The organism is Corallococcus macrosporus DSM 14697 (assembly GCF_002305895.1).
Taxonomy (GTDB): Bacteria; Myxococcota; Myxococcia; order Myxococcales; family Myxococcaceae; genus Myxococcus; species Myxococcus macrosporus.
This window is the reverse complement of the sequence record NZ_CP022203.1, coordinates 527,510-546,933: the sequence shown is the minus strand read 5'-3', so window position 1 is coordinate 546,933 and position 19,424 is coordinate 527,510. Positions and strand designations below refer to the sequence as shown.

At 72.8% G+C, this 19,424-nt stretch carries 14 protein-coding genes and 1 tRNA gene; 10 read left to right on the top strand and 5 right to left on the bottom strand.

What is annotated here, in order from left to right; all coding sequences use genetic code 11:
- Positions 1 to 44: 44 nt before the first annotated feature.
- Complete coding sequence (gene blaMYX, locus MYMAC_RS02385) at positions 45 to 830, top strand: MYX family subclass B1 metallo-beta-lactamase (RefSeq protein ID WP_095956878.1); 786 nt, start codon at positions 45 to 47, stop codon at positions 828 to 830.
- A 245-nt stretch (positions 831 to 1,075) separates the two neighbouring features.
- Entirely contained in the window at positions 1,076 to 2,053 is a 978-nt protein-coding gene (locus MYMAC_RS02380; protein WP_239989290.1) for a hypothetical protein, read from the top strand.
- A 27-nt stretch (positions 2,054 to 2,080) separates the two neighbouring features.
- On the opposite strand, the gene MYMAC_RS02375 is transcribed toward MYMAC_RS02380, so the two are convergent.
- Both MYMAC_RS02375 and MYMAC_RS02370 read right to left on the bottom strand, forming a co-directional pair.
- Positions 2,081 to 2,350 (bottom strand): hypothetical protein, encoded by a 270-nt coding sequence (locus MYMAC_RS02375; protein WP_095956876.1) that lies wholly within the window; start codon positions 2,348 to 2,350, stop codon positions 2,081 to 2,083.
- A gap of 50 nt (positions 2,351 to 2,400) precedes the next feature.
- Positions 2,401 to 4,059: a serine/threonine-protein kinase gene (locus tag MYMAC_RS02370; protein WP_157757436.1), complete on the bottom strand. Its 1,659-nt coding sequence runs from the start codon at positions 4,057 to 4,059 to the stop codon at positions 2,401 to 2,403.
- A 32-nt stretch (positions 4,060 to 4,091) separates the two neighbouring features.
- Between MYMAC_RS02370 and MYMAC_RS02365 the strand changes: the two genes are divergently transcribed.
- Complete coding sequence (locus MYMAC_RS02365; protein WP_095956874.1) at positions 4,092 to 5,297, top strand: PEGA domain-containing protein; 1,206 nt, start codon at positions 4,092 to 4,094, stop codon at positions 5,295 to 5,297.
- Positions 5,294 to 5,941 (top strand): hypothetical protein, encoded by a 648-nt coding sequence (locus MYMAC_RS02360; RefSeq protein ID WP_095956873.1) that lies wholly within the window; start codon positions 5,294 to 5,296, stop codon positions 5,939 to 5,941. The genes MYMAC_RS02365 and MYMAC_RS02360 overlap by 4 nt, the downstream gene beginning before the upstream one ends.
- A 3-nt stretch (positions 5,942 to 5,944) precedes the next feature.
- On the opposite strand, the gene MYMAC_RS02355 is transcribed toward MYMAC_RS02360, so the two are convergent.
- Entirely contained in the window at positions 5,945 to 7,264 is a 1,320-nt protein-coding gene (locus MYMAC_RS02355) for a sigma 54-interacting transcriptional regulator (RefSeq protein ID WP_095956872.1), read from the bottom strand.
- 180 nt (positions 7,265 to 7,444) lie between these two features.
- Between MYMAC_RS02355 and MYMAC_RS02350 the strand changes: the two genes are divergently transcribed.
- From MYMAC_RS02350 to MYMAC_RS02330, 6 genes are all read left to right on the top strand, one after another.
- The gene (locus MYMAC_RS02350; protein ID WP_095956871.1) at positions 7,445 to 9,607 is read left to right on the top strand and encodes a hypothetical protein; all 2,163 of its coding nucleotides are present in this window, start codon (positions 7,445 to 7,447) and stop codon (positions 9,605 to 9,607) included.
- The gene (locus MYMAC_RS02345) at positions 9,604 to 11,484 is read left to right on the top strand and encodes a hypothetical protein (protein WP_157757435.1); all 1,881 of its coding nucleotides are present in this window, start codon (positions 9,604 to 9,606) and stop codon (positions 11,482 to 11,484) included. The genes MYMAC_RS02350 and MYMAC_RS02345 overlap by 4 nt, the downstream gene beginning before the upstream one ends.
- The gene (locus tag MYMAC_RS02340; protein ID WP_095956869.1) at positions 11,481 to 12,608 is read left to right on the top strand and encodes a hypothetical protein; all 1,128 of its coding nucleotides are present in this window, start codon (positions 11,481 to 11,483) and stop codon (positions 12,606 to 12,608) included. The genes MYMAC_RS02345 and MYMAC_RS02340 overlap by 4 nt, the downstream gene beginning before the upstream one ends.
- A 331-nt stretch (positions 12,609 to 12,939) precedes the next feature.
- Positions 12,940 to 13,005: transfer RNA gene (locus tag MYMAC_RS36620), tRNA-OTHER, on the top strand.
- Between the two features lie 310 nt (positions 13,006 to 13,315).
- Entirely contained in the window at positions 13,316 to 14,440 is a 1,125-nt protein-coding gene (locus MYMAC_RS02335) for a slipin family protein (RefSeq protein ID WP_095956868.1), read from the top strand.
- A gap of 55 nt (positions 14,441 to 14,495) precedes the next feature.
- Positions 14,496 to 16,310: an acyl-CoA dehydrogenase gene (locus MYMAC_RS02330; protein WP_095956867.1), complete on the top strand. Its 1,815-nt coding sequence runs from the start codon at positions 14,496 to 14,498 to the stop codon at positions 16,308 to 16,310.
- A 66-nt stretch (positions 16,311 to 16,376) separates the two neighbouring features.
- On the opposite strand, the gene MYMAC_RS02325 is transcribed toward MYMAC_RS02330, so the two are convergent.
- The gene (locus MYMAC_RS02325) at positions 16,377 to 17,477 is read right to left on the bottom strand and encodes a putative NPN-dependent ornithine cyclodeaminase (protein ID WP_095956866.1); all 1,101 of its coding nucleotides are present in this window, start codon (positions 17,475 to 17,477) and stop codon (positions 16,377 to 16,379) included.
- A 99-nt stretch (positions 17,478 to 17,576) separates the two neighbouring features.
- Positions 17,577 to 19,412, bottom strand: a complete 1,836-nt coding sequence (locus MYMAC_RS37520) for a hypothetical protein (RefSeq protein WP_095956865.1) — start codon at positions 19,410 to 19,412, stop codon at positions 17,577 to 17,579.
- Positions 19,413 to 19,424 lie beyond the last annotated feature (12 nt).

The window sequence follows — 19,424 nt, the reverse complement described above, 5'->3', positions numbered from 1 at the left end:
CCTCCACTCCCACGCGGCATCGACGCTGCCGAGGCCTTTCGACGATGATGCTTGCTCCCCCGCGTTGGGCTTGTGCCGGCGCGCTCCTCATCACCCTGAGCACCGCCTGTACCCGAACCGCGCCGGCCGCGGCGGTCGAGCGGAACCTCCCCGTGGAGGCGCAGCCCCAGGGGCCGGACGCGTACGTGCTGGCGGATGACGTGAGCGTGCGGAAGCTCGCGCCTGGCGTTTGGTTGCACGTCACGGAGGTGACGTTGGAGCCATTCGGCCGTGTCTCCACCAACGGGCTCATCATCGAGGAGGGTGAGACGTCCTTGCTGGTCGACACGGGCTGGGATGCACGGCAGGGCGCGCTGCTGCTCGACTGGGCCCGGGACACGCTTCGGCGTCCGGTCCGCGCGGCGGTGGTGACGCACTTCCACGCGGATCGGCTCGGGGGCGTGCCCGCGCTCGTTCCCCATGGGATTCCCGTTCGTGGGCTCGCGGAGACGGCGCGGATTGCCACGTCCCTGGGCCGACAGGGCCCCTGGGAGACGTTCACCGAGTCGAGCACGGTGGGCTCCCTGGAGCTCTTCTTCCCTGGCGCGGGCCACGCGAAGGACAACATCGTCGTGTGGCACCGGGACAGCGGCGTGTTGTTCGGCGGCTGCTTCGTGAAGGACGGCGCCGCGACGAACCTGGGCAACGTGGAGGACGCGGACGTGGCGGCCTGGCCCACGAGCCTGGCACGGACGCGGCAGCGGTTTCCCGAGGCGCGCGTGGTGGTTCCCGGGCACGGACAGCCTGGCGGGCCGGAGCTGCTGAGCCACACGGAAGCGCTGCTGCGCTGAGCGGCGCCGCCCTGGAGGATGGCCGGGCAGGCGTGGAGGAGGTGACGGTGCTTCGCCCGCGCGGACGGGAGCGTTGGCCAGCACACGCGCGGTGGAGGACTCCGCGCTCGCCTGCCTGCCGGTGAAGGTCTCTCCCCGGACACTCCCACGCGGCTCCAGGGTTCACGGCCGTGGGCGCGAATCCGCGCCGTCCCTACCGTCCGCACAGAAGCACGGGCCGGTGGGCGTTGGGGACGGAGGGAGACATGAGGCTTGTGGCTGCGGTGTCGCTCGCGATGGTGGCGAGCGCGTGTACCTCGGTGCGGATGGAGCAGCGGGACGGTTGCTGGGTGAAGCAGACCCGGGCCTTTCCCTCCACGCTCAAGGAGGAAGTGGGGCCCTGCGCACGGCCCGTGCCCGTCTGGTCCGAGGACCGGCTCACGCGGCTGGTCCAGGAGTGCGTGATGCACACGGACTACCGCTGGCAGAGCACCGCGATGATGGCGTGGAACCGGGGCGATGCCCTGCCCGAGCGGGAGTCCGAGGAGCAGGTCCTCTCCGCCTGCATGGCTCGGGCGGAGAACATCCTGAACACGGAGAAGGGCGCGCTGGAGCAGCGGCTGTCAGAGGTGGCGCGGGAGCGGGACACGCTGAAGGCGAGCATCGAGAAGGAACGCCATCAGCATCAAGCCACGATGTCGGAGCAGCTCACGCGTCACGACGCCAGCATGGAGCGGGCGCGCGACCAGATGCACCAGAGCAACAACCTGCTCGCGGAGGCGCTGGGCGAGGCGGCGAAGAAGCCCGCGCCCTCGGCGGTGGCGACGGCCACCTCCACCTCCAGCAGCGAGGGGCTGGCGAACACGCGGACGGACGCCACGCAGCGCAGCGACGCGGCGCTCCGGGGGGACGTGTCGTCCTCCTCGCGGAGGAGCTCATCGTCGAAGGGGACCCCGACGGCGCCACCGCCGAAGGTGATGAAGCCCGTCATCGACACCGGCGCTGACACGCCGCCCATGTGCGAGCTGTCATCGTCGGCCACCCTGGCGAAGGTGAATCAGCCGCGCTCGCCATCGGGCAAGAAGCGGCTTGGCGTCCGGAACGCGGCCGAGTGCACGCAGATGAAGCCGGAGCCCGCCTCGCGACCCGACGAACCGGTGGAGGCCATCCTGGCCACCCCCGCGCAACAGACGGCGAAGGCGCCCCTCCCGCTGGTGCCCCAGGACGCCGACGCGGTGAAGTGACCTCGCCACAGCGCGAGGCCGCCCCATTCACACGAAGTGGGCGGCCTCCAGCGCGTAACCCTGGGCGTTCATCGCCTGGAGTGCATCCCGGAGACGCGGGGAGATGAGCAGGCGCGGCTCTGGCCTCAACTCGCCACGCCGGTCGCCGAACAGCTTGTCCGTCACCCACACGTCAGCACCGTCGTGGCGAGGCCGCTCGACGTACAACTCCGAAATCTGATTGAGGCCTGCGGTGTGCCCGAGGGGACAGCGGAAGGTGTCGCTCGTGTCGAGGTCGAACGGGTTGTTTCCCGCCACCGTCCTCGCGTCCAGCGGCAGCGAATGAGGAGAACGTGTCGATGCGCCCCTCACTTGCCTGAAGCCCCCTGCGCCACAGGAACCACCCAGCGCAGCGGGGCGGCGGGGGTGTGGAACTCGGTGAGCTGGATTCGCTTCGGACCAATCCAGTGGCCGTCGGGCGTCTTCAGCTCCAGGACATGCTCGCCCACGGGGAGCTCGATGAGCATCGGGGCGTGGCCTCGGCGCTCGCCGTCGATGATGACCACGGCGCGCAAGGCCCCCTCGCCTCCCACCGTCAGCGCCCCTGAGCCGACCTGCGCCGGGCGCGGAGGAGCGCGGACCTCCGCTCGCTTCGCGGTCGGCTCCTGCGCTCGGGGAGCCGCGCGCGTCACCGGCGCCAGCGTTGGAGCGGACCGCGAACGCTCTGCCGAGGCAACCTCCTCCGCCACCTCCGCTGGAGCGGACAGCGAACGCTCTGCCGGGGCGACCTCCTCCGCCACCTCCGCGGGAGCGGACAGCGAGCGCTCTGCCAGGGCGACCTCCTCCGGAGCGCGCGGCGCCGGTTCAGGAGCGGAGACGGACCGCGCCACGGGCGGCGGCGCGTCTCCCTGCCCCAGCCTCCAGGGCCTCACGACAGCCAGCCCGCCCAGCGCGAGCACGGTGAGCCATGGCCACTTCCGCCAGCGCGGGGCGCGCGGCTCGCTTCGAGGTGGCGGCGTGGCGCCGCCCGCCGTTGCCTCCTCCGCCGCCGGCACGACTCCGCCCAGGAGCTGCTCCACCTCCAGGAAGGAGCCGGCCCACCCCGAGACGGGCCTGGCCCTGGCCGCCTCCTCCTTCGCCCGGACCCGCGCCATCCAATCGCACAGCAGCGCGCGCCCGGCGCGTCCGCTCCGGGCCGCGAGCGCCCCGCTGGCCGCCTCGGCGAACGCCGCCGCGCTCTGGAACCGCTGATGCCGCGCCCTCCGGACGGCCCGCGCGACGAGGTCGCGGACATCCGCGGGGAGCGCGTCCGACAGCGCCAGCTCCTTGCCCGCGAGCAGGTCCGCCATCCGGTCCTCGCCCGCCAGCGGGCTGTGCCCCGTCAGGAGCGCGTGCAGCACACACCCGAGCGCGAAGAGGTCCGAGCGCCCATCCAGCTCGCCCCGCGTCACCTGCTCCGGTGGCATGTACGCCGGCTTGCCCTTCGTGAGCCCCGCCAGCGTCCGCTCCTGCCTGTCCCTGGCCAGCGCGATGCCGAAGTCCGCCAGCTTCACGTCCCCCGTCCACGACACCAGGATGTTCGAGGGGCTCACGTCCCGATGGACGATTTCCAGCGACTGCCCCGCACCATCCTTCGCCTCATGGGCATACTGGAGCGCATGGGCTACCTCGGCGCAAACGTGCAGCGCCAGCTCCACCGGGAAGTCCTCGCCCACCTCCAGCCCGCGCTGCCGCAGCCGCTCCGCGTCGACGCCGTCCACGTACTCCAGCACCTGGTACGGGACGCCCTCCACCACGCCATAGTCGAGGATGGACAGGATGTTGGCGTGGTGCAGCCGGCTCGCGATGCGCGCCTCGTCGAGGAACATCCGCGCCTGCGACGGGCTCTGCTCATGCTCGGCGGTGAGCCGCTTGATGGCCACCCGCCGCGCGAACCCGCCCTCCCCCGTCGCGCTCGCCTCCCAGACCTCGCCCATCCCGCCTCGCGCGAGCTGTCGCGTCAGTCGATAACGGCCACCCCACTCCACGCTCTCACTCCAAACCTTGGAGACGCTCTCCGGTGAGTCAGTCCCAACCTTCAATATACCGCCGCCGCGCGTGGCCCTCCTCCCCGAGCTTCCGCCTCGCCCCGCTGCTCCTGGCGCTCTGGGGCGCCGCCTCGTCCGCGACCGAGCCCCCCGCCGCGCGCCCCTCGGTCACCCTCTTCGTCGTGGGGGCCCCCGAGGCGCGCGCCTCCGTCCAGTCGTGGGCCCGGGAGCGGCCCCCAGGCCTCCCCGTGACGCTGCGCCTCGCCGAGCTCCCCGCCTCCACCACCCGGCCCGGGGGGGACGTCCAGCTCCTGGAGGTCGAGCGGCACCTGCAGGAGGCCCGGCGGCACTACATCCACGCGGAGTTCGCGGACTGCCTCCAGCAGGTCGGCGATGAGGGCGTGCTGTCCCGGACGCTGAGCCAGGGACACCGCGCGCTCGCCGCCCGCTTGCTGCTCTGGCAGGTCGCCTGTCAGGTGGGACTGCGGCGCGAGGAGGCGGCCCTCCAGGTGGCCGCGGAGCTGGGCGTCCTCGGGCTGGAGCTGCCCGCGGACATCGGCGTGCTGCCGCCCGAGGTGGGGCGCGTGCTCGTCGCGGGCGCGGAGCAGGGCGCGGCGCGGGGGCGCGCCACGCTGCGCATCACCGCCGACTCCAGCCCCGCGCGCATCTCCCTGGATGGGAGGCCCGGAGTCTGCATGGCGCCATGCTCACTCGAGGTCCTGGAAGGACGACACGTGGTGCGCGTCGACGCGGAGGGGCGGCAGTTCGCGGTCCAGGTCATCTCGGCCAGGGGCCCGGAGCTCGCCGTGGCCTTCACCACGCTGCCCGCCTCGCCCGAGCTGGCCGCGGGCCAGTGGTCCGCGAACTACGGCGAGTCCCTGGCGAACCTGGACTCGGCGGGCTCGCTGAGCCTGCTGTCCACCGCGCTCCGGGCGCCGCGGCTGGTGCTGCTCACCGCCGAGGCCGAGCGCGAGGGCTACCGGCTGCGGGGCGCGCTGGCCCTCCAGGGGCGCGCGGCGGCCCGGACGGAGCGCCAGGGCGAGGCGAAGCAGCTCCACGGGACGGCGGAGGGCGTCTTGAGGGATTTGCTCATCCAGGGCCAGGTCGTCGAGCCCGCGCCGGCGCTCTACCAGCGGCGGGACTTCTGGATTGCCGTGGGCGTGGCCGCGGTCATCGCGGGCGCGGCCACCACCGCCCTGCTCTGGCAGCGGCCTGTTCGAACGGAGGTGGGGTTTTGAGACGACGCATCCTCGAGGGGCTCCTGGCCCTGGCGCTGCTCACCGGGTGTAACGAGGTGCGGCAGGTGCGGCTCACGTTCGGCGCGGAGGGCGAGGGGCTGGACGGCTTCCTGTGCCGGGAGGATGACGGCGCCTACGTGCTCTCGCGGGCGGCGCCCGCCGGGGGCGGGGACGTGCCCACCTCGCTCGTCATCGACTTCGTCCGGCTCGGGGGGCTGCCGGGGTGCCGCTCGGGGCAGCTCGTGAGCTGGTGCGCGGACCATGACTGCGCGGTGATGCCCGAGCACCGCGTGTGCATCCCCGCCCCGCTGCCGGACATCACCGGCCTGCCTCGCGCAGAGGCGCGGGAGGCGGTCCGCGAGGCGCTGCGCAGCCTCTCGGGCGCCTCCATCTCCAGCGAGGCGCCGGAGGAGTTCATCATCGTCCGCACCACGGCGACGCTGCAGTCCTGCGACGAGCTCGCGGCCAGCGGCGGCGGCCTGGCGGCGCTGCGCGAGGAGGCGCTGGTGGGGTGCGCCTATAGCTGCCCCGTGGAGCTCAACGCCATCGAGGGTGACGTGTACCTGGGCTTCGACACGCTCACCGAGCAGTGCGCCCAGGGCGTGCGCGTCTGCGCCTCGGGGGACCTGCACTGGCGGCCCTGAGCCTCAGCGCAGGTGGTGCCGGTGGAGCAGGTCGATGAGGTAGCTCCGGTCCATCCGCGCCAGCCGCGCCGCCAGCGACACGTTGGTCCCCGCGCGCTCCATCAGCGCCTTGAGGAACTGGACCTCGAAGTCCTCCAGCACCTTCTGGCGGGCCTCGCGGTAGCCCTGCTCCAGGGGCAGGGCCACGGCGGGCGCTGACGCCGGGGCCGCGCCAGGGCCTCCCGCGGCCTGCTCCAGGGCGGGGGGCTCTCCCATGGCGAGGATGGCCTCCGCGTAGTTGCGCAGCTCCCGCACGTTGCCCGGCCAGCGGTGCGCCAGCAGCGTGGCCATGAGGGGCGGGGGCACCAGCGCCGACAGCGGGCCGGTGTACCCGGCCTCGCCCAGGAAGTGCTCCACCAGCAGGGGGATGTCCTCCACGCGCTGGTGGAGCGGGGGGACCTCCAGCCGCACCACCGCGAGCCGGTAGTAGAGGTCCAGGCGGAACGTGTTGGCGTTGACCTCGGCGCGGAGGTCCCGGTGGGTCGCGCTGATGACGCGCACGTCCACGGACAGCTCCTCGCTCCCCCCGAGCCGCCGGAAGCGCCGCCGCTCCAGCACGCCCAGCAGCGCCGTCTGGAGCGCGGGGGACAGCTCGCCAATCTCGTCCAGGAAGAGCGTGCCGCCCTGGGCCCGCTCGAACACGCCGAGGTGGCGCCGCTCCGCCCCCGTGAAGGCGCCGCGCTCGTGGCCGAACAGCTCGCTGGCGACGAGCCCCGGCGAGATGACCCCGCAGTCCAGCGTCACGAAGGGCTTCTTCGCGCGCGGGCTCTCGTCGTGGAGGGCGCGGGCGATGAGCTCCTTGCCCGTGCCGGACTCGCCCTGGAGCAGCACCGAGGCGTCCGTCCGGGCCGCCCGGAGTATCTGCGCCATCAGCCGCCGCATCGGGGCGCTCTGGCCTCGCAGCGGCCCCAGGGCCCCGGAGTCATGCAGGGAGAGCGTGCGCGTGGGCCCGTCCCCCACCCGCAGCGAGGTGCGCCCGAGCGTGAGGACCGTCCCCGGCGCCACCGTGCCGCGCTCGAGGAGCACGGGCCCCACCGCCGTGCCGTTGGTGGAGCCGAGGTCCGCCACGGCGACGCGGTCCCCCTTGCGCGACAGCTCCAGGTGGTACCGGGACACCGTGGGGTCCGCCAGGCGCAGCTCGTTGCTCTCCGCCGTCCCCACCGTCACCGTCTCGCCGTCCGCCGTGTGGGCGCGGCCCTCGTCCGGGCCTCCCAGGACTTCAATGGTCAGCGTGCGGATGGGGAGCCCCACGGGGCGATCCGGGCGCGTCGTTCCGCTGGACATGGCGCGTGAAGCTACCACAGGGCCGGGTGTCGGCTGCGTCCCCAGGGGTGTCGGGAGCTCCCTACAGGCCGCGCCCCACAAGCAGGGCCGCGAACGGCGCCGGCTCCCTCGCGCGGCGCGCTGGTACGGCCATTGCCTAGGCCCGGACCGACCCACGCGGCACCCACTTGGAGGTCCAGCATGAAGCACCCCGCGAAATCCCCGTCCCCCACCCCGCGTCGCGACTCCAGACGGAGGAACAGCGCCCTCGGCGCGCTCCTCGCCCTGGTCGCGGGCGCGTGCGGCGGGACGGACCCCGTCGACCCCTCCCCCGTGACACCCGACGCGGGCGAGCCGCCCGTGGCCGTGTGCCCCAACAGCGCCGACAACGGCGTGTGCCTCACGAAGGCGCGGCTGACGTACCTCGACGTGCGCTACGACCTGAGCAAGCCCGTCTTCGTCAACAACCGCGTGCCCATCCAGTTCGGCATCACGTCGACGAGCCTCACCCCGAACGCGCCGGCCACCCGCAACGTCGCCGTCAGCTTCAGCTTCATCGAGGCCAACCCCGCCAACCCCGCGGAGCCCATCGAGTGCGCCTCCAGCGCCATCGACGTCGACCTCGTCGGTGACGGCCAGGAGCAGCGCTTCGCCGGCTTCATCTGGCCGACCTCGCTGTGCGCGGCGCTGGTCGACAAGACGGTGAACCTGCGCGTCACCTTCGACGGCGACGAGCCGGACACCGGCATCGACTACCCGGCGGTCACCTTCACCGAAGCGGCCCGCGGCGCCGAGCCCAACCAGGCGTGCCGGACCGTCGCCGACGCCTCGGCGCCGGAGCTCGGCCGCGGCTGTGTCTACACCTTCGACATCGAGCCGACCCCGAACGACGGGAGCGGCAACCTCATCGACGTCCGCTACGAGGCCATGGAGCCCGACTCGTCGGTGGCCGTCCTCCCCTACGTCGCCCCCGGCGCCACCGAGGAGAAGCTCGCGCCCAGCCTCGTGGTGCAGTCCACGCTCGTCGTCAACGGCCGCGACCCCTACATCTCCGGGCTGGTGCCGGAAGAGGTGCCGCCGGAGCTCGAGGCGGACGCGCCGGGCATCACCGAGGACCTCCAGTTCGGCCAGGACCCGTCGGAGCTCGGGGCCCTCACGGCCATGCCCGGCCGCGCCACGCTCCGGTACGCAATCGCGCCCGAGGGCACGGAGCGCGACTGGCTCCCGCTCACCGTGGGCGCCCTGGACTCGGAGACCGGTCGCGTCGACGAGGTCATCATCGAGCACCTGCAGCCAGGCACCGCGAACACCTTCGCCCATGAGCTCTTCGCCGAAGGAGACACGCGCGCCGCGCTGCGCGAGGGCGGCGCGTGGGCGGACGTCAGCGACTTCGCGGTGAGGGGGTGCTTCGTGGCGGACTTCGCGCAGGAGGGCAACGAGGGCGAGGCGGACACGAGCGACTGCCACGTCCTGCCGGTCGTCCTGGTGCGCGAGACGCCGGACGCCTCCGCCGCGACGTCGATTGGCTTCAACCAGGAGTTCACCCGCAAGCTCGGGAACTCGAACCGCATGAGCATCGGGGTGCGGCTCCTGACGCAGAACACGCTCGACCGCGCCGGGGCCGCCAGCCGCATCGAGGGCGCGGTCGAGCTCGAGGGCAAGCTCGGGCGCTCCTACTCGGTCACCATCGCGCGCGCCGTGGGGCAGGCCACGCTCGGCGTGGACCCGGGGGAGACGGGCTACGAAATCACCGTGGACGCCTTCAACCAGCGCGTCCACAGCTTCGCCCAGAGCGCCCCCAGCATGGAGCACGAGGAGGAGTTCTCCGCGGCGAAGTCGTTCGCGTTCCCGGGCCTCGGCTTCGGCTTCGGCCCCGTGCGCGTCGGGTTCAAGATCAGCCTCGGCGGCGAGGTCGGCCTGACGACGAATGACAGCCTCTCCGTCTCGACCGACCCGGCGCGCTGCGGGGAGCTTCTCCAGAGCGAGGACGCGCTCGGCATGTGCGGGGCCATTGCCCGCACCATCACCCCCGGGTTCAACTTCACCGCCTCCATCGAGGGCGGCATCAACGTCCGCATCGTCAAGGCCGCCGTGGTGGCCGACCTCAAGCTCGTCAACACCGACTTCCCGCTCACCGCCTCGCTCGCCTTCGGCCAGCTCGACAACGGGAACCTGGTGGTGCTCGGCAACGCCAACTGGGAGCTCGGCATGCAGCTCATCCGCGGGGACGTGTCCATCGTCGGCCGCGTCGGGATTCGCCGCTTCAGCCGCACCCTGCGCGTCCACCTCTTCAGCTTCAGCTCGCGGCGCTTCTCCCAGACGCTGCTCGACCGCTCCATGGACTTCGCCGAGGTGCTCGAATGAAGGGGCGGGTGATGGGCATCGCGGCCGGGCTCGCGGCGATGGGGCTCGTGGCCGGGACGTGGGAGGACCTGACGCGGGGGGCGTCCCCTCCGGCGACGCGCGGCGCGACGGAGCCCGAGCAGCCCTCTTCAGGCGTCAGCGAGTGCCGCTTCGAGCGCCAGCAGACCGCGGCCTTCTCGTTCGCGTCCACCGCCACGCTCGACGGAGTCCCTTCGCCCCGCGCGGAGGACCGCCTCCAGGGCCACTTGAGCTGGGTCGTCGTCGAGGAGACGCAACCGGGGCGCCCCGCGCTCCTGCGCGCGGCCCTGAGCGGCGTGGACCTGGAGCAGGCGCTCTCCCAGGAGCAGGGGGACGCGATGGAGCTGGAAGGCAGCCCCTTCTACGTGCGCGTCGACACGCGGTGCCGCTTCACGGGCCTCGGCTTCTCCCCGCGCTGGAGCGGCGCGAGCCGCCGCCTCGTGAGCACGCTCCTGGAGAGCTTCGAGTTCGTGCTGCCGGGTGACGGCTCGACGCACTGGAGCGCCGAGCAGCGCGACGGGGTGGGCACCTACACCGCGGAATACCGCCGTGAGGCCGCGCCCCGAGGCGCCACGGCCCGCCTGGTCCGCACCAAGCAGCGCTATCAGCTCGACGACACCGCCCGTCGCCTGGGGCTGCGCGTGCAGGTGCTCGGCGCGAGCGCCGAGGCGGACTTCGACGCCGCGCACGGCGGCTGGCCGCGGCGCGTGGAGGGCCAGGAGACCATTCGCATCCACTTCCCTGGAGAGGCCCCCCAGGGCTTCACGCACCGCTTCCACCTGGTGCGCGAGGACGGGCGCTTCGTCTCCGTGAGTGACGCGGTGACGCCGGGGGAGGCGGACTTCGCGGAGGTGTGGGCGTCAGCTCCGGAGACGCCATCCCCCGTGGACCCGGCGCTCGCCGCGCTCGACGCTGGCACGGCGCGCTCCCGCTTCCTCGCCTTCTTCAGCGGAGGCGAGAAGAGCGCGGTGTTCCCCGCCGCGCGCTTCCTGGCGGGGTGGCTCCGCGCGCACCCGGAGCAGAGCGCCCTGCTGCTCGCGGACCTGCGGCGCGGGGCCATTGACGAGGCGGCGCGCTCCGCCTTCTTCCTGGCCTTCGAGCTCGCGGGCACCGAGCAGTCCCGACAGGTGCTCGCGGACGCGCTGGTCAGCAGGGACCTCTCGGCGCTCGACCGCAGCCGGGCGGCGTCCGCGCTGGCCGACCATGGCGAGCCGTCCCGGGCCGCGGCGGAGCTGCTGCTCACCCAGGTCCGGGAGTCGGACTCGCCCATGGTCGCGAACGTGAGCCTGCTCGGGCTCGGGAGCATGGCTGGCCGCACCCAGCCCGGCGACCCGCTGCGCGACGAACTGCACGCGGCGCTGCGCGACGAGCTGCGGCGCGCCGCGGGCAGCCAGGAGGAGCTCGCCGTCCTGGATGCCATTGGCAACAGCGGGGGCGACGCGTTCCGCGACGCGCTCGACGAGCGGCTGAAGTCGGGCCCGGCCGCCCTGCGGGGGCGCGCGGCCGAGGCGCTCGGGCGCCTCTCGCCCGAGGTCAGCCGGCCGCTCCTCGTGTCCCAGCTCGAGCGCGAGCCCAGCCCGGGGGTGAGCACCACCATCCTCCGGAGCCTGGCCCACCTGGCGCCGGGAGCGGCGCTCGACCTGACCGGGGCCGAGCTGGCGCTGGCCGGGCGGAAGCTCGCCACGTCCACGAACGTGGAGGAGCGCGCGGGCGTGATTGAGTGGGTCGGCCGCGCGCACGGACAGCCCGAGGCGCGGCGCGTCCTGGCCGCTCACTTCCCCCGGGAACCGAACGTCCGCCTCCAGCAGCGCATCGGGGCGTTCGTGACGCCCGGCGAGCTGCGCGAGTTCATGCGATGACCCCCTCACGGACGCGAGCCTTCGCGACCTGTCTCGCGTTCGTGAGCCTCCTGGCGTGCGCGGGGGGAGACACGCCTCCCCGCGCCCCGCCCGACGGGGGAGCGCCCTGGCTCACGGCGGAGCCCGTCGCCTTCGGCGCGGACGGGCTCACGCCGGCCCTGTCCATCCCGCCGTTCGCTGGAGAGTCCGTCGCGCTGTGGGCCCGGAGCGAGCCGGGCACCTGCTTCGCGGTCGCCTCCCTTGAAGACGCCCAGGGCCGGGCCTGGGTGCGCCAGCGGGAGGCGGGCCCCTACTGCACCGGCTGCGAGGTGCGCACCTCCATCGCGCAGGAGGAGGCGCTGTTCGTGCTCCCCAGCGGCGAGGGCTTCGCGTCCCACGAGGGCTTCACCGTGCGCTTCGGGCTCATGGCGTGCGAGACGCTCACCCCCCTGAGGACTGGCGGCGCGCCGCGGCTCCAACTGGCCTGGCTGCCGCGCGAGCGCATCCCGGAGCGCGGACGCCTCTCGCTGCGCTTCCTGGTGTCGCGGCACTCCATGCTGCAGGGGCACCCCGAGCGGCAGCGTGAACTCCTGGAGCGCTTGAATGACGAACTCGCGGAGGCGGGCCTGGAGGTGACGCTGGACGCGGTCGCCGAGCTCCCGGACGCCGCCGAGGAGACGCGCTTCTGGACGACGGAGCTCGCCGGCCTCTCCGCCCTGCGCGACGGCGCGCCGCCCGCGCTGGACATGACGGTCGATGTCGTCTTCGCCGGATGCCTCCTCTACGACGACCCCTTCTTCGGGCCGCCGGTGCCGGTCGAGGGCTTCACCCCGCGCGTGGGAGGGGGCGCCGGCCCCGCGTCAGCGGTCTTCATGCCCGGCCTGCGTTGTGACGCCTTCGGAGGAGGCGGCCCTGCCCCCTGGCCACTGAACGCCTACGCGAAGGTCCTCGCGCACGAGCTGGGGCACTTCCTCGGCATCTACCACTCCGTCGAGACAGACGGCACGGCCGACCTCCTGAGCGACACGGGCGAACTGAACATCATGAACGCCCACCCGAGCCGCGCCGCCGCACGAGGCTGGAGCCCGGCCCAGAGACGGCAGCTGCTGAGCCACCCCTGGGTTCGCCCGGCCCCGCGGCCGTAGGCCGGCGGCCGCTTCACCTCCGGCGTGGGTGCGTGCCTCCCTGGGGGCCACGACGGGCCTCCACGCCATTGACGCGCCCAGGCCACCGAGTCACTCGGGGCTTCCCTCCTGTCAGCTCCCGCCCCGAGTCCCGTCGCTCCACCCCGGCGGAATCCAGAGGTGCCACGGGGCTGTCCCCGGGCTCCCTGCTCTTGCCGTGGGTGCGTTGCGCCCATGGACCGGAGAGGGCGTCCCCGGGTCCATCGCTCGCGGTGGTTCCCTCGCATCGGCCCGCCCGGCCAGGCCCCCGACGGGCCCAAATGGAAGCAGGCGCCAGCCGCGCCTGTTTTGCACTCGCTCACTGGTAGAGCACAGGTCCCAATCCTGCGGAGAAGGTTCGATTCCTTCGTTCAATCCAGAGGGCTTCGCCGCGAGCTGACGCGAGCGCGGGTCCACCGCTTCCCACTCCTCCCACCTCGATGCCCGGCCCTCCGCCAGGGCGACAAGGCCCCTTTCGCGCTGTCAGCGAGAGCCCCTGCCGCCGCCCGCGGATGCGCCCGGCGCGTTGGCGCGAGCAGCCAGGAAGTGGCCAGGACATGCAGTCCGCGCGCGTCCGTCCGTGAACGGCGGGGCCCTCACTTTTTCAGCAGTGCCCGGGACCCGCGCGACACCGCGCACCAAATCGTCCCGGTTCTTCAAGCTCCCCGGAGGGGGAAAGGAGGTGCGCGATGAGCATCATGCGTGTGACTGTCGGGCAGAATGAACGGGCCTTCGTGCTGGTGAACGAGAAGCCAGAGCGCTACCTCGTCCCCGGCCGGTACTGGCTCGCCTATCCGTTCCACAACGTGCGGCTGGTGCGCGTCAACACCGAGCAGCCGCTCGCCCAGCTCGACCCGGCGCTCCTGGCCCTCGTGCCGGAGGCGGACCTCCAGGTCGTGGAGCTCGGCGCGGACGAGCGCGCCATCCTCTTCCACAAGGGCCGCCCCGTGCGCTGGCTCGGCCGGGGCCTGCACCAGGTGTGGCAGGTGGAGCGCATCCCCAGCCGCGACCACGCGCCGCCCACGCCCACGGTGCGCGTGGAGCGCGTGGACACCTCGGGCATCGCCACGGCGCCGCTGCGTGACGACGTGCGCGCCCTGGTCCCCGCCAGTGACTACGTGGAGGCCACCGCCACCGAGGGCACCGTCGTGCTCCGCTACGTGGACGGCGTGCTGGACGCCGAGCTCCCCTCGGGCCGCCACGCCGCGTGGACCGTCGCGCGCAAGGTGCAGCTCGCCGTCATCGACCTGCGCGAGCGCCTGCTCCACGTCACCGGCCAGGAGGTGATGACGAAGGACCGCGTCACCCTGCGCCTCAACCTGTCAGCGGCCTTCCGCGTCGCGGACGCGCGCCGGCTCGCCGTCGTGTCCCGCGCCCCGGATGACGTCCTCTACCTGGCCATGCAGCTCGCGGCCCGCGAGGCCGTGTCGGAGCGGACGCTGGATGAACTCCTCGCCTCGCGCGAGGCCGTGGCCGAGGGCCTCTTCACCCAGGTGAAGGACCGCGCGAACACGGTGGGCCTGGAGCTGCTGCGCTTCGGCATCAAGGACGTCGTCCTGCCGGGTGAGATGAAGGAGCTGCTCAACCGCGTCATCCAGGCGCAGAAGGAAGCAGAGGCCAACGTCATCCTCCGGCGCGAGGAGACGGCCGCCACCCGCTCCATGGCGCAGACGGCCAAGGTGCTGGCGGAGAACCCGCTGCTGGTGCGCCTCAAGGAGCTGGAGGCCTACAAGGACCTCGCGTCCAAGGTGGGCCAGGTGCACCTCGTCCTCGGCGAGGGCGCGGTGCCCACCCTGCAGCTCAAGAGTCACTGACTCGCGAATCAATCTCGGGTTAGCCTCGCGGGCCCACCCCCGCGAGGAGCCCGAGATGTCGTCGTCGAACCACTACGTCCCCAACCTGCGCGATATCGAGTTCAACCTCTTCGAGTTCCTCGATATCGGCCGCGCCTCGCTGGGCCACGCGCCCTTCGGCGACCTGGACGAGACGTCCGCGCGCCAGATGCTCCAGACGTTCGTCCAGCTCAGCGTCAACGAGCTGGCGCCCAGCTTCGAGGAGCCGGAGCACAACCCGCCCAGGCTGGAGAACGGCGAGGTGACGCTGCCCCCGGGCCTGAAGAAGTCGATGAACGCCTTCTTCGACGCGGGCATGCACCTCTTGGAGCAGCCGCCGCACCTGGGCGGCCTGGGCGCGCCGCCGTCGCTGGGCTGGGCCGCGTTCGAGCTGCTGGTGGGCGCCAACGCGTCGCTGGCCTTCTACACGCTGGGCAACCTGCTGGCACGCATCATCGACCGGCTGGGCACGGACGCGCAGAAGCAGCGCTTCCTGCCGCACATGCTGGACCGCCGCTGGGGCGGCTCCATGGTGCTCACCGAGCCCGACGCCGGCAGCGACGTGGGCGCCGCCCGCACCAAGGCCCGCCGCGTCTCCAACGAGGTCTGGGAAATCGAAGGGGTGAAGCGCTTCATCACCAACGGTGACTCGGACATGTCCGAGAACATCATCCACATGGTGCTGGCGCGGCCGGACGGCGCGGCGCCGGGGACCAAGGGCCTGTCGCTGTTCGTCGTGCCCAAGTACTGGGTGAACGAGGACGGCAGCCTGGGTGAAGCCAACGGCGTGGTGTGCACCAAGCTGGAGAAGAAGATGGGGCTGAAGGGCTCCGTCACCTGTGAGCTGACCTTCGGCGACGGGAAGCCCTGCCGGGGCCTGCTGCTGGGCGAGGTCCACGACGGCATCCGGCAGATGTTCTACATCATCGAGCAGGCGCGCATGGCGGTGGGCGTGAAGTCCATGGCCACGCTGTCCGCCGGCTACAACCGCGCGCTGGCCTTCTCCAAGGACCGCCTCCAGGGCGCGGACCTGATGCAGGCCCGGGACAAGACGGCGCCGCGCGTGCCCATCTTCCGCCACCCCGACGTGCGCCGCATGCTGATGGCGCAGAAGGCCCACGCGGAGGGCATGCGCGCGCTCTGTCTCTACACGGCGTTCGTCCAGGACGGCGTGGAGCGCAAGGGCGGCCACCGCGCCACGGAGGCCGGTGAGCTGGACACGCTCAACGACATGCTGCTGCCGCTGGTGAAGGGCTACTGCTCGGAGAAGGCCTACGAGCTGCTGTCGCTGTCGCTCCAGGTCCACGGCGGCTCCGGCTACCTGCAGGACTACCCGGTGGAGCAGTACATCCGGGACCAGAAAATCGACACGCTCTACGAGGGCACCACGCACATCCAGGCGCTGGACCTGCTGATGCGCAAGGTGGCGCGTGACGGCGGCGCGACGCTCCAGGGCCTGCTGTCGCAGATTCGCGAGACGGCCGAGCGCAGCGACGAGGGCAAGGCGCTGGAGGCCGAGCGCGCCGCGCTGGGCAAGGCCCTGGGTGATTTGGAGACGATGCTCGGCACGCTGATGGGCAAGCTGGGCGAGTCCGTCTACCACGTGGGCCTGCAGGGCAACCGCGTGCTGGCCGCCGTGGCGGAGGTCGTCATCGGCTGGCTGCTGGTGCGCCACGCGGAGGTCGCGGTGGAGCGCATGCAGAGCAACCCCGGGGACCGCGCCTTCTACGTGGGCAAGCTCGCCAGCGCCCGCTGGTTCTGCCACGAGGTGCTGCCCGGCGTCGCCCACGCCGCGCACATGGTGGAGCGCGGCAACCTGGACCTGATGGAGGTGCCGGAAGAGTCGTTCTGACGCTTCCGCGCCGAGGCGGGCCTGGCCACCCGCGCCAGGCTCGCGGCCGCGGCTGGGAGGCGCCCGCTACTTCGGCACCGGCAGCCCGCGCGCCGCCAGGTCGCGCTCCACGTAGAGCCGCAGGATGTGCATGAAGTCCTGCGCGTTCGTCACCACGCCGAAGGCCTGGTGCGTGCCGCGGTCCTTCAGCTTGCTCACCACGAACTCGGACGAGTCCACGCAGATGGTGGGCAGCTCCCGCAGCGAGCCGTCCCTCTCCGTGACGAACGCCGGCAGCATGTTGCCCGTGGCGATGGCGTGCAGCGCCGTGGCGATCATCACCGCCATGGTGGCCTTCACCGCGTGCTGACGCATGGCCACCTGCGCCTCCAGGTTGTCCGTCACCACGTCCGGCAGCGGCCCGTCGTCCCGGATGGAGCCCGTCAGCACGAAGGGCACCTGGTGCACCACGCACGCGTGCATGATGCCGTTGGTAATCACCCCGGCCTCCACCGCCTTGGCGATGGAGCCCGCCGCCCGCACCTTGTTGATGGCGCGCATGTGCAGGCCGTGGCCGCCCGAGGTGGCCTCGCCCGAGCCGCTCATCCCCAGCGTGGTGCCGAAGATGGACGCTTCGATGTCGTGCACCGCCACCGCGTTGCCCGCCAGCAGCGCGCCCACGAAGCCGTTGGCCACGAACCACGTCATGTCCGCGCGCGCCCGTGAGTGCACCAGCGCCGGCCCCGTCACCCAGATGGGGTAGCCCCCGCGCTCGCGCTCGTCCACCAGCACCCGGGCCATGTGGGCGTAGTCAATGGGCTTCTCGCGCGACACCGCGCTCGTCATGAACTTGAACTCCCCCTCGCCCTCTCCGGCCAGGTAGGTGGAGTTCACGTACACGCCCTCGCTGCCGTCCTCGGCGTGGCCCACCACCACGCGCTCGCCCGCGCGCACGCGCCGCCCTTCGCGAATCCACAGCTCGCCCTGCGCGTCCAGCACCAGCGCGCCGTCCATGCGGGGCTCGCGCGGCATGCGCCAGGCACCGCCCACGCGCACGTAGGTGGGCAGGTTCGTCGTGGTGAAGAAGCCCTCCGGCAACACGCCGTCCGCGGGCGCCGGCTGGAGGCGCGCATCCGGGCAGGTGGAGAAGCGCGCGGCCGTGAAGTCAGGATGAGGAATGGAGCTCACCCCGGCACCATGCGCGGAGCCCTGGCCCGCTTCAAGCGCCTCGGCGTAGGCGCGGCGCCAGATGTCGGGTGGCGACAGTAACGGTGGGACTGCGCGTCATTACATCTGCGCGCCCGCTCCCGCCGCGCCCGCGTGTGGACGGCTGGCCGGGGACAGCTCGCGGCGCAGCAGCTCCGCATACCGGGCCGCGGCATGCCGCAACCGGGCCGCTTCATCCGGCGCGTGCCCGTCATAGGACGCGGCGGCCAGCGCATGGTCCCCCAACTGGAAGGCCAGGTAGGCCTGCCGGTGGAAGCGCAGCAGCTCCAGCGGGGGCAGCCGGCCCTTGTGGCGCTCCACCACCGCGCAGAGCGCGGCCAGCTCCTCCGCGTCCAGCGACAGCTCCACCGCCGCGCCCGCCAGGTCCCAGGACAAATCTTGGCAGCCCACCAGGTCGTACGCCCGGTGGTGGTCCACCGCGTCCGCCTTGAGCACGCGGCCACCGGGCAACACCAGCCACTCCCACGCGTGCATCCGGTTGTCCGTCACCGTCCGGCGCGACATCCGCTCCAGCGCGCCCAGCCGGGGCATCCACACGTGGAGCGCCTGCGCCACCTCACGGCCCAGCGCCACCTCCGTGTTGTAGCGCGCCATCTCCCACAGCTCGCGCGTGGACGCGCCGCACCCATCCTCCACGCGCCCGAAGTGACGTGAGCGGAAGCCCAGGTACGCCCCCACGCGCGCCACCAGCTCCCAGCGGTCCACCCCGCGCCCCACCGCGCTCAGGGGCCGCGCCTCCTCCAGCCAGGGTTGCACCAGGAAGCCATGCTTCAGGCCCGACACGGGCACGCCCAGGCCCGCGTCCGCCAGCACCCGCGTCTGGAGGTAGGCACGCGCGCCATAGGCCCCCAGGCCCGCGAATTTCAGCAGCCACGGCCGGCCGCCCGCGCGCAGCAGGTACTTGCGGCGCTCACGCCAGCGGTGCGCCGCGGGCCACGCGGCCTTCGGGACGTCCTGCAGCAGGTGCTTCCGCCAGCCCCCAGCGCTCAGGTCCTCCAGCGGCGCGGTCGCCTTGCCCGTCACGTCCTCCGCCCAGCTCGCCAGCGAATGGGCGGGCTCGGGCGGCGTCACCATCACCGACTCGAAGTCCACCACGCCGCGCCGGGCCCGGCGCCAGAGCTCCCGGTGCTTCGGCGTCGCGTGCGGCCCGACGTCACCGCCGTGCCCGGGCAGGAAGAACAGGGACGAGGGCGCCACGCCCCGCGCCTCCAGGAACTCCGCCACCGCGCCAAAGGACGAGCCGGACCGCCCCGGCCCCTCGTCCACCACCACGAAGCGGTAGCCCGCGCGCGCCTCCTCCACCAGCCGCGCGGTCCGCTCGGGTGAGAGCGACAGCGTGCGCCGGTAGGGATGCCCACGCGGCCGGACGAAGCACAGCGCCTGGGTGCCCAGCGCCGCGGCCACCACGCCCGCCAGGCTCGCGCCGATGCCGCGGATGCCCACGACGCGCCAGGGGCCGCCCTCCCCGGGCAGCGCCCGGGCCGACGCCAGGTACAACTCCGGATAGAGGCCCTGGAAGGCGTAGCCCCGAGGCACCTTACACCGCACGCGCGGAGGAAGCCCCAACCCGCCCAGCGACTCCAGCGCGCTGCCCACGCGCGACAGGTCCGCGCGGAAGCCGTCCGTCCACGACGCCACCACCGCGTGCCCCAAGGCCAGCAGCGTGGACTCACAGGCGCGCGCCAGCACCGTGTCACCGTCCTCGCCCTGGTGGACCACCTGCTCCGCGTCCAGGACGCCCTGTACCCACTCCCCGGCGCGGATGAGCAGCGACACCAACGCCGCGTGGCGCGTCAGGCCCGGCGGCAGCGCGTCCACCTCCCACCAGGCGCTCGCCAGCGCCCGCGCCTCCGCCGTGGGGTCCACCTCTCGCGGATGTTCTCCCGTCACCAACATCGCGTCGCTCCC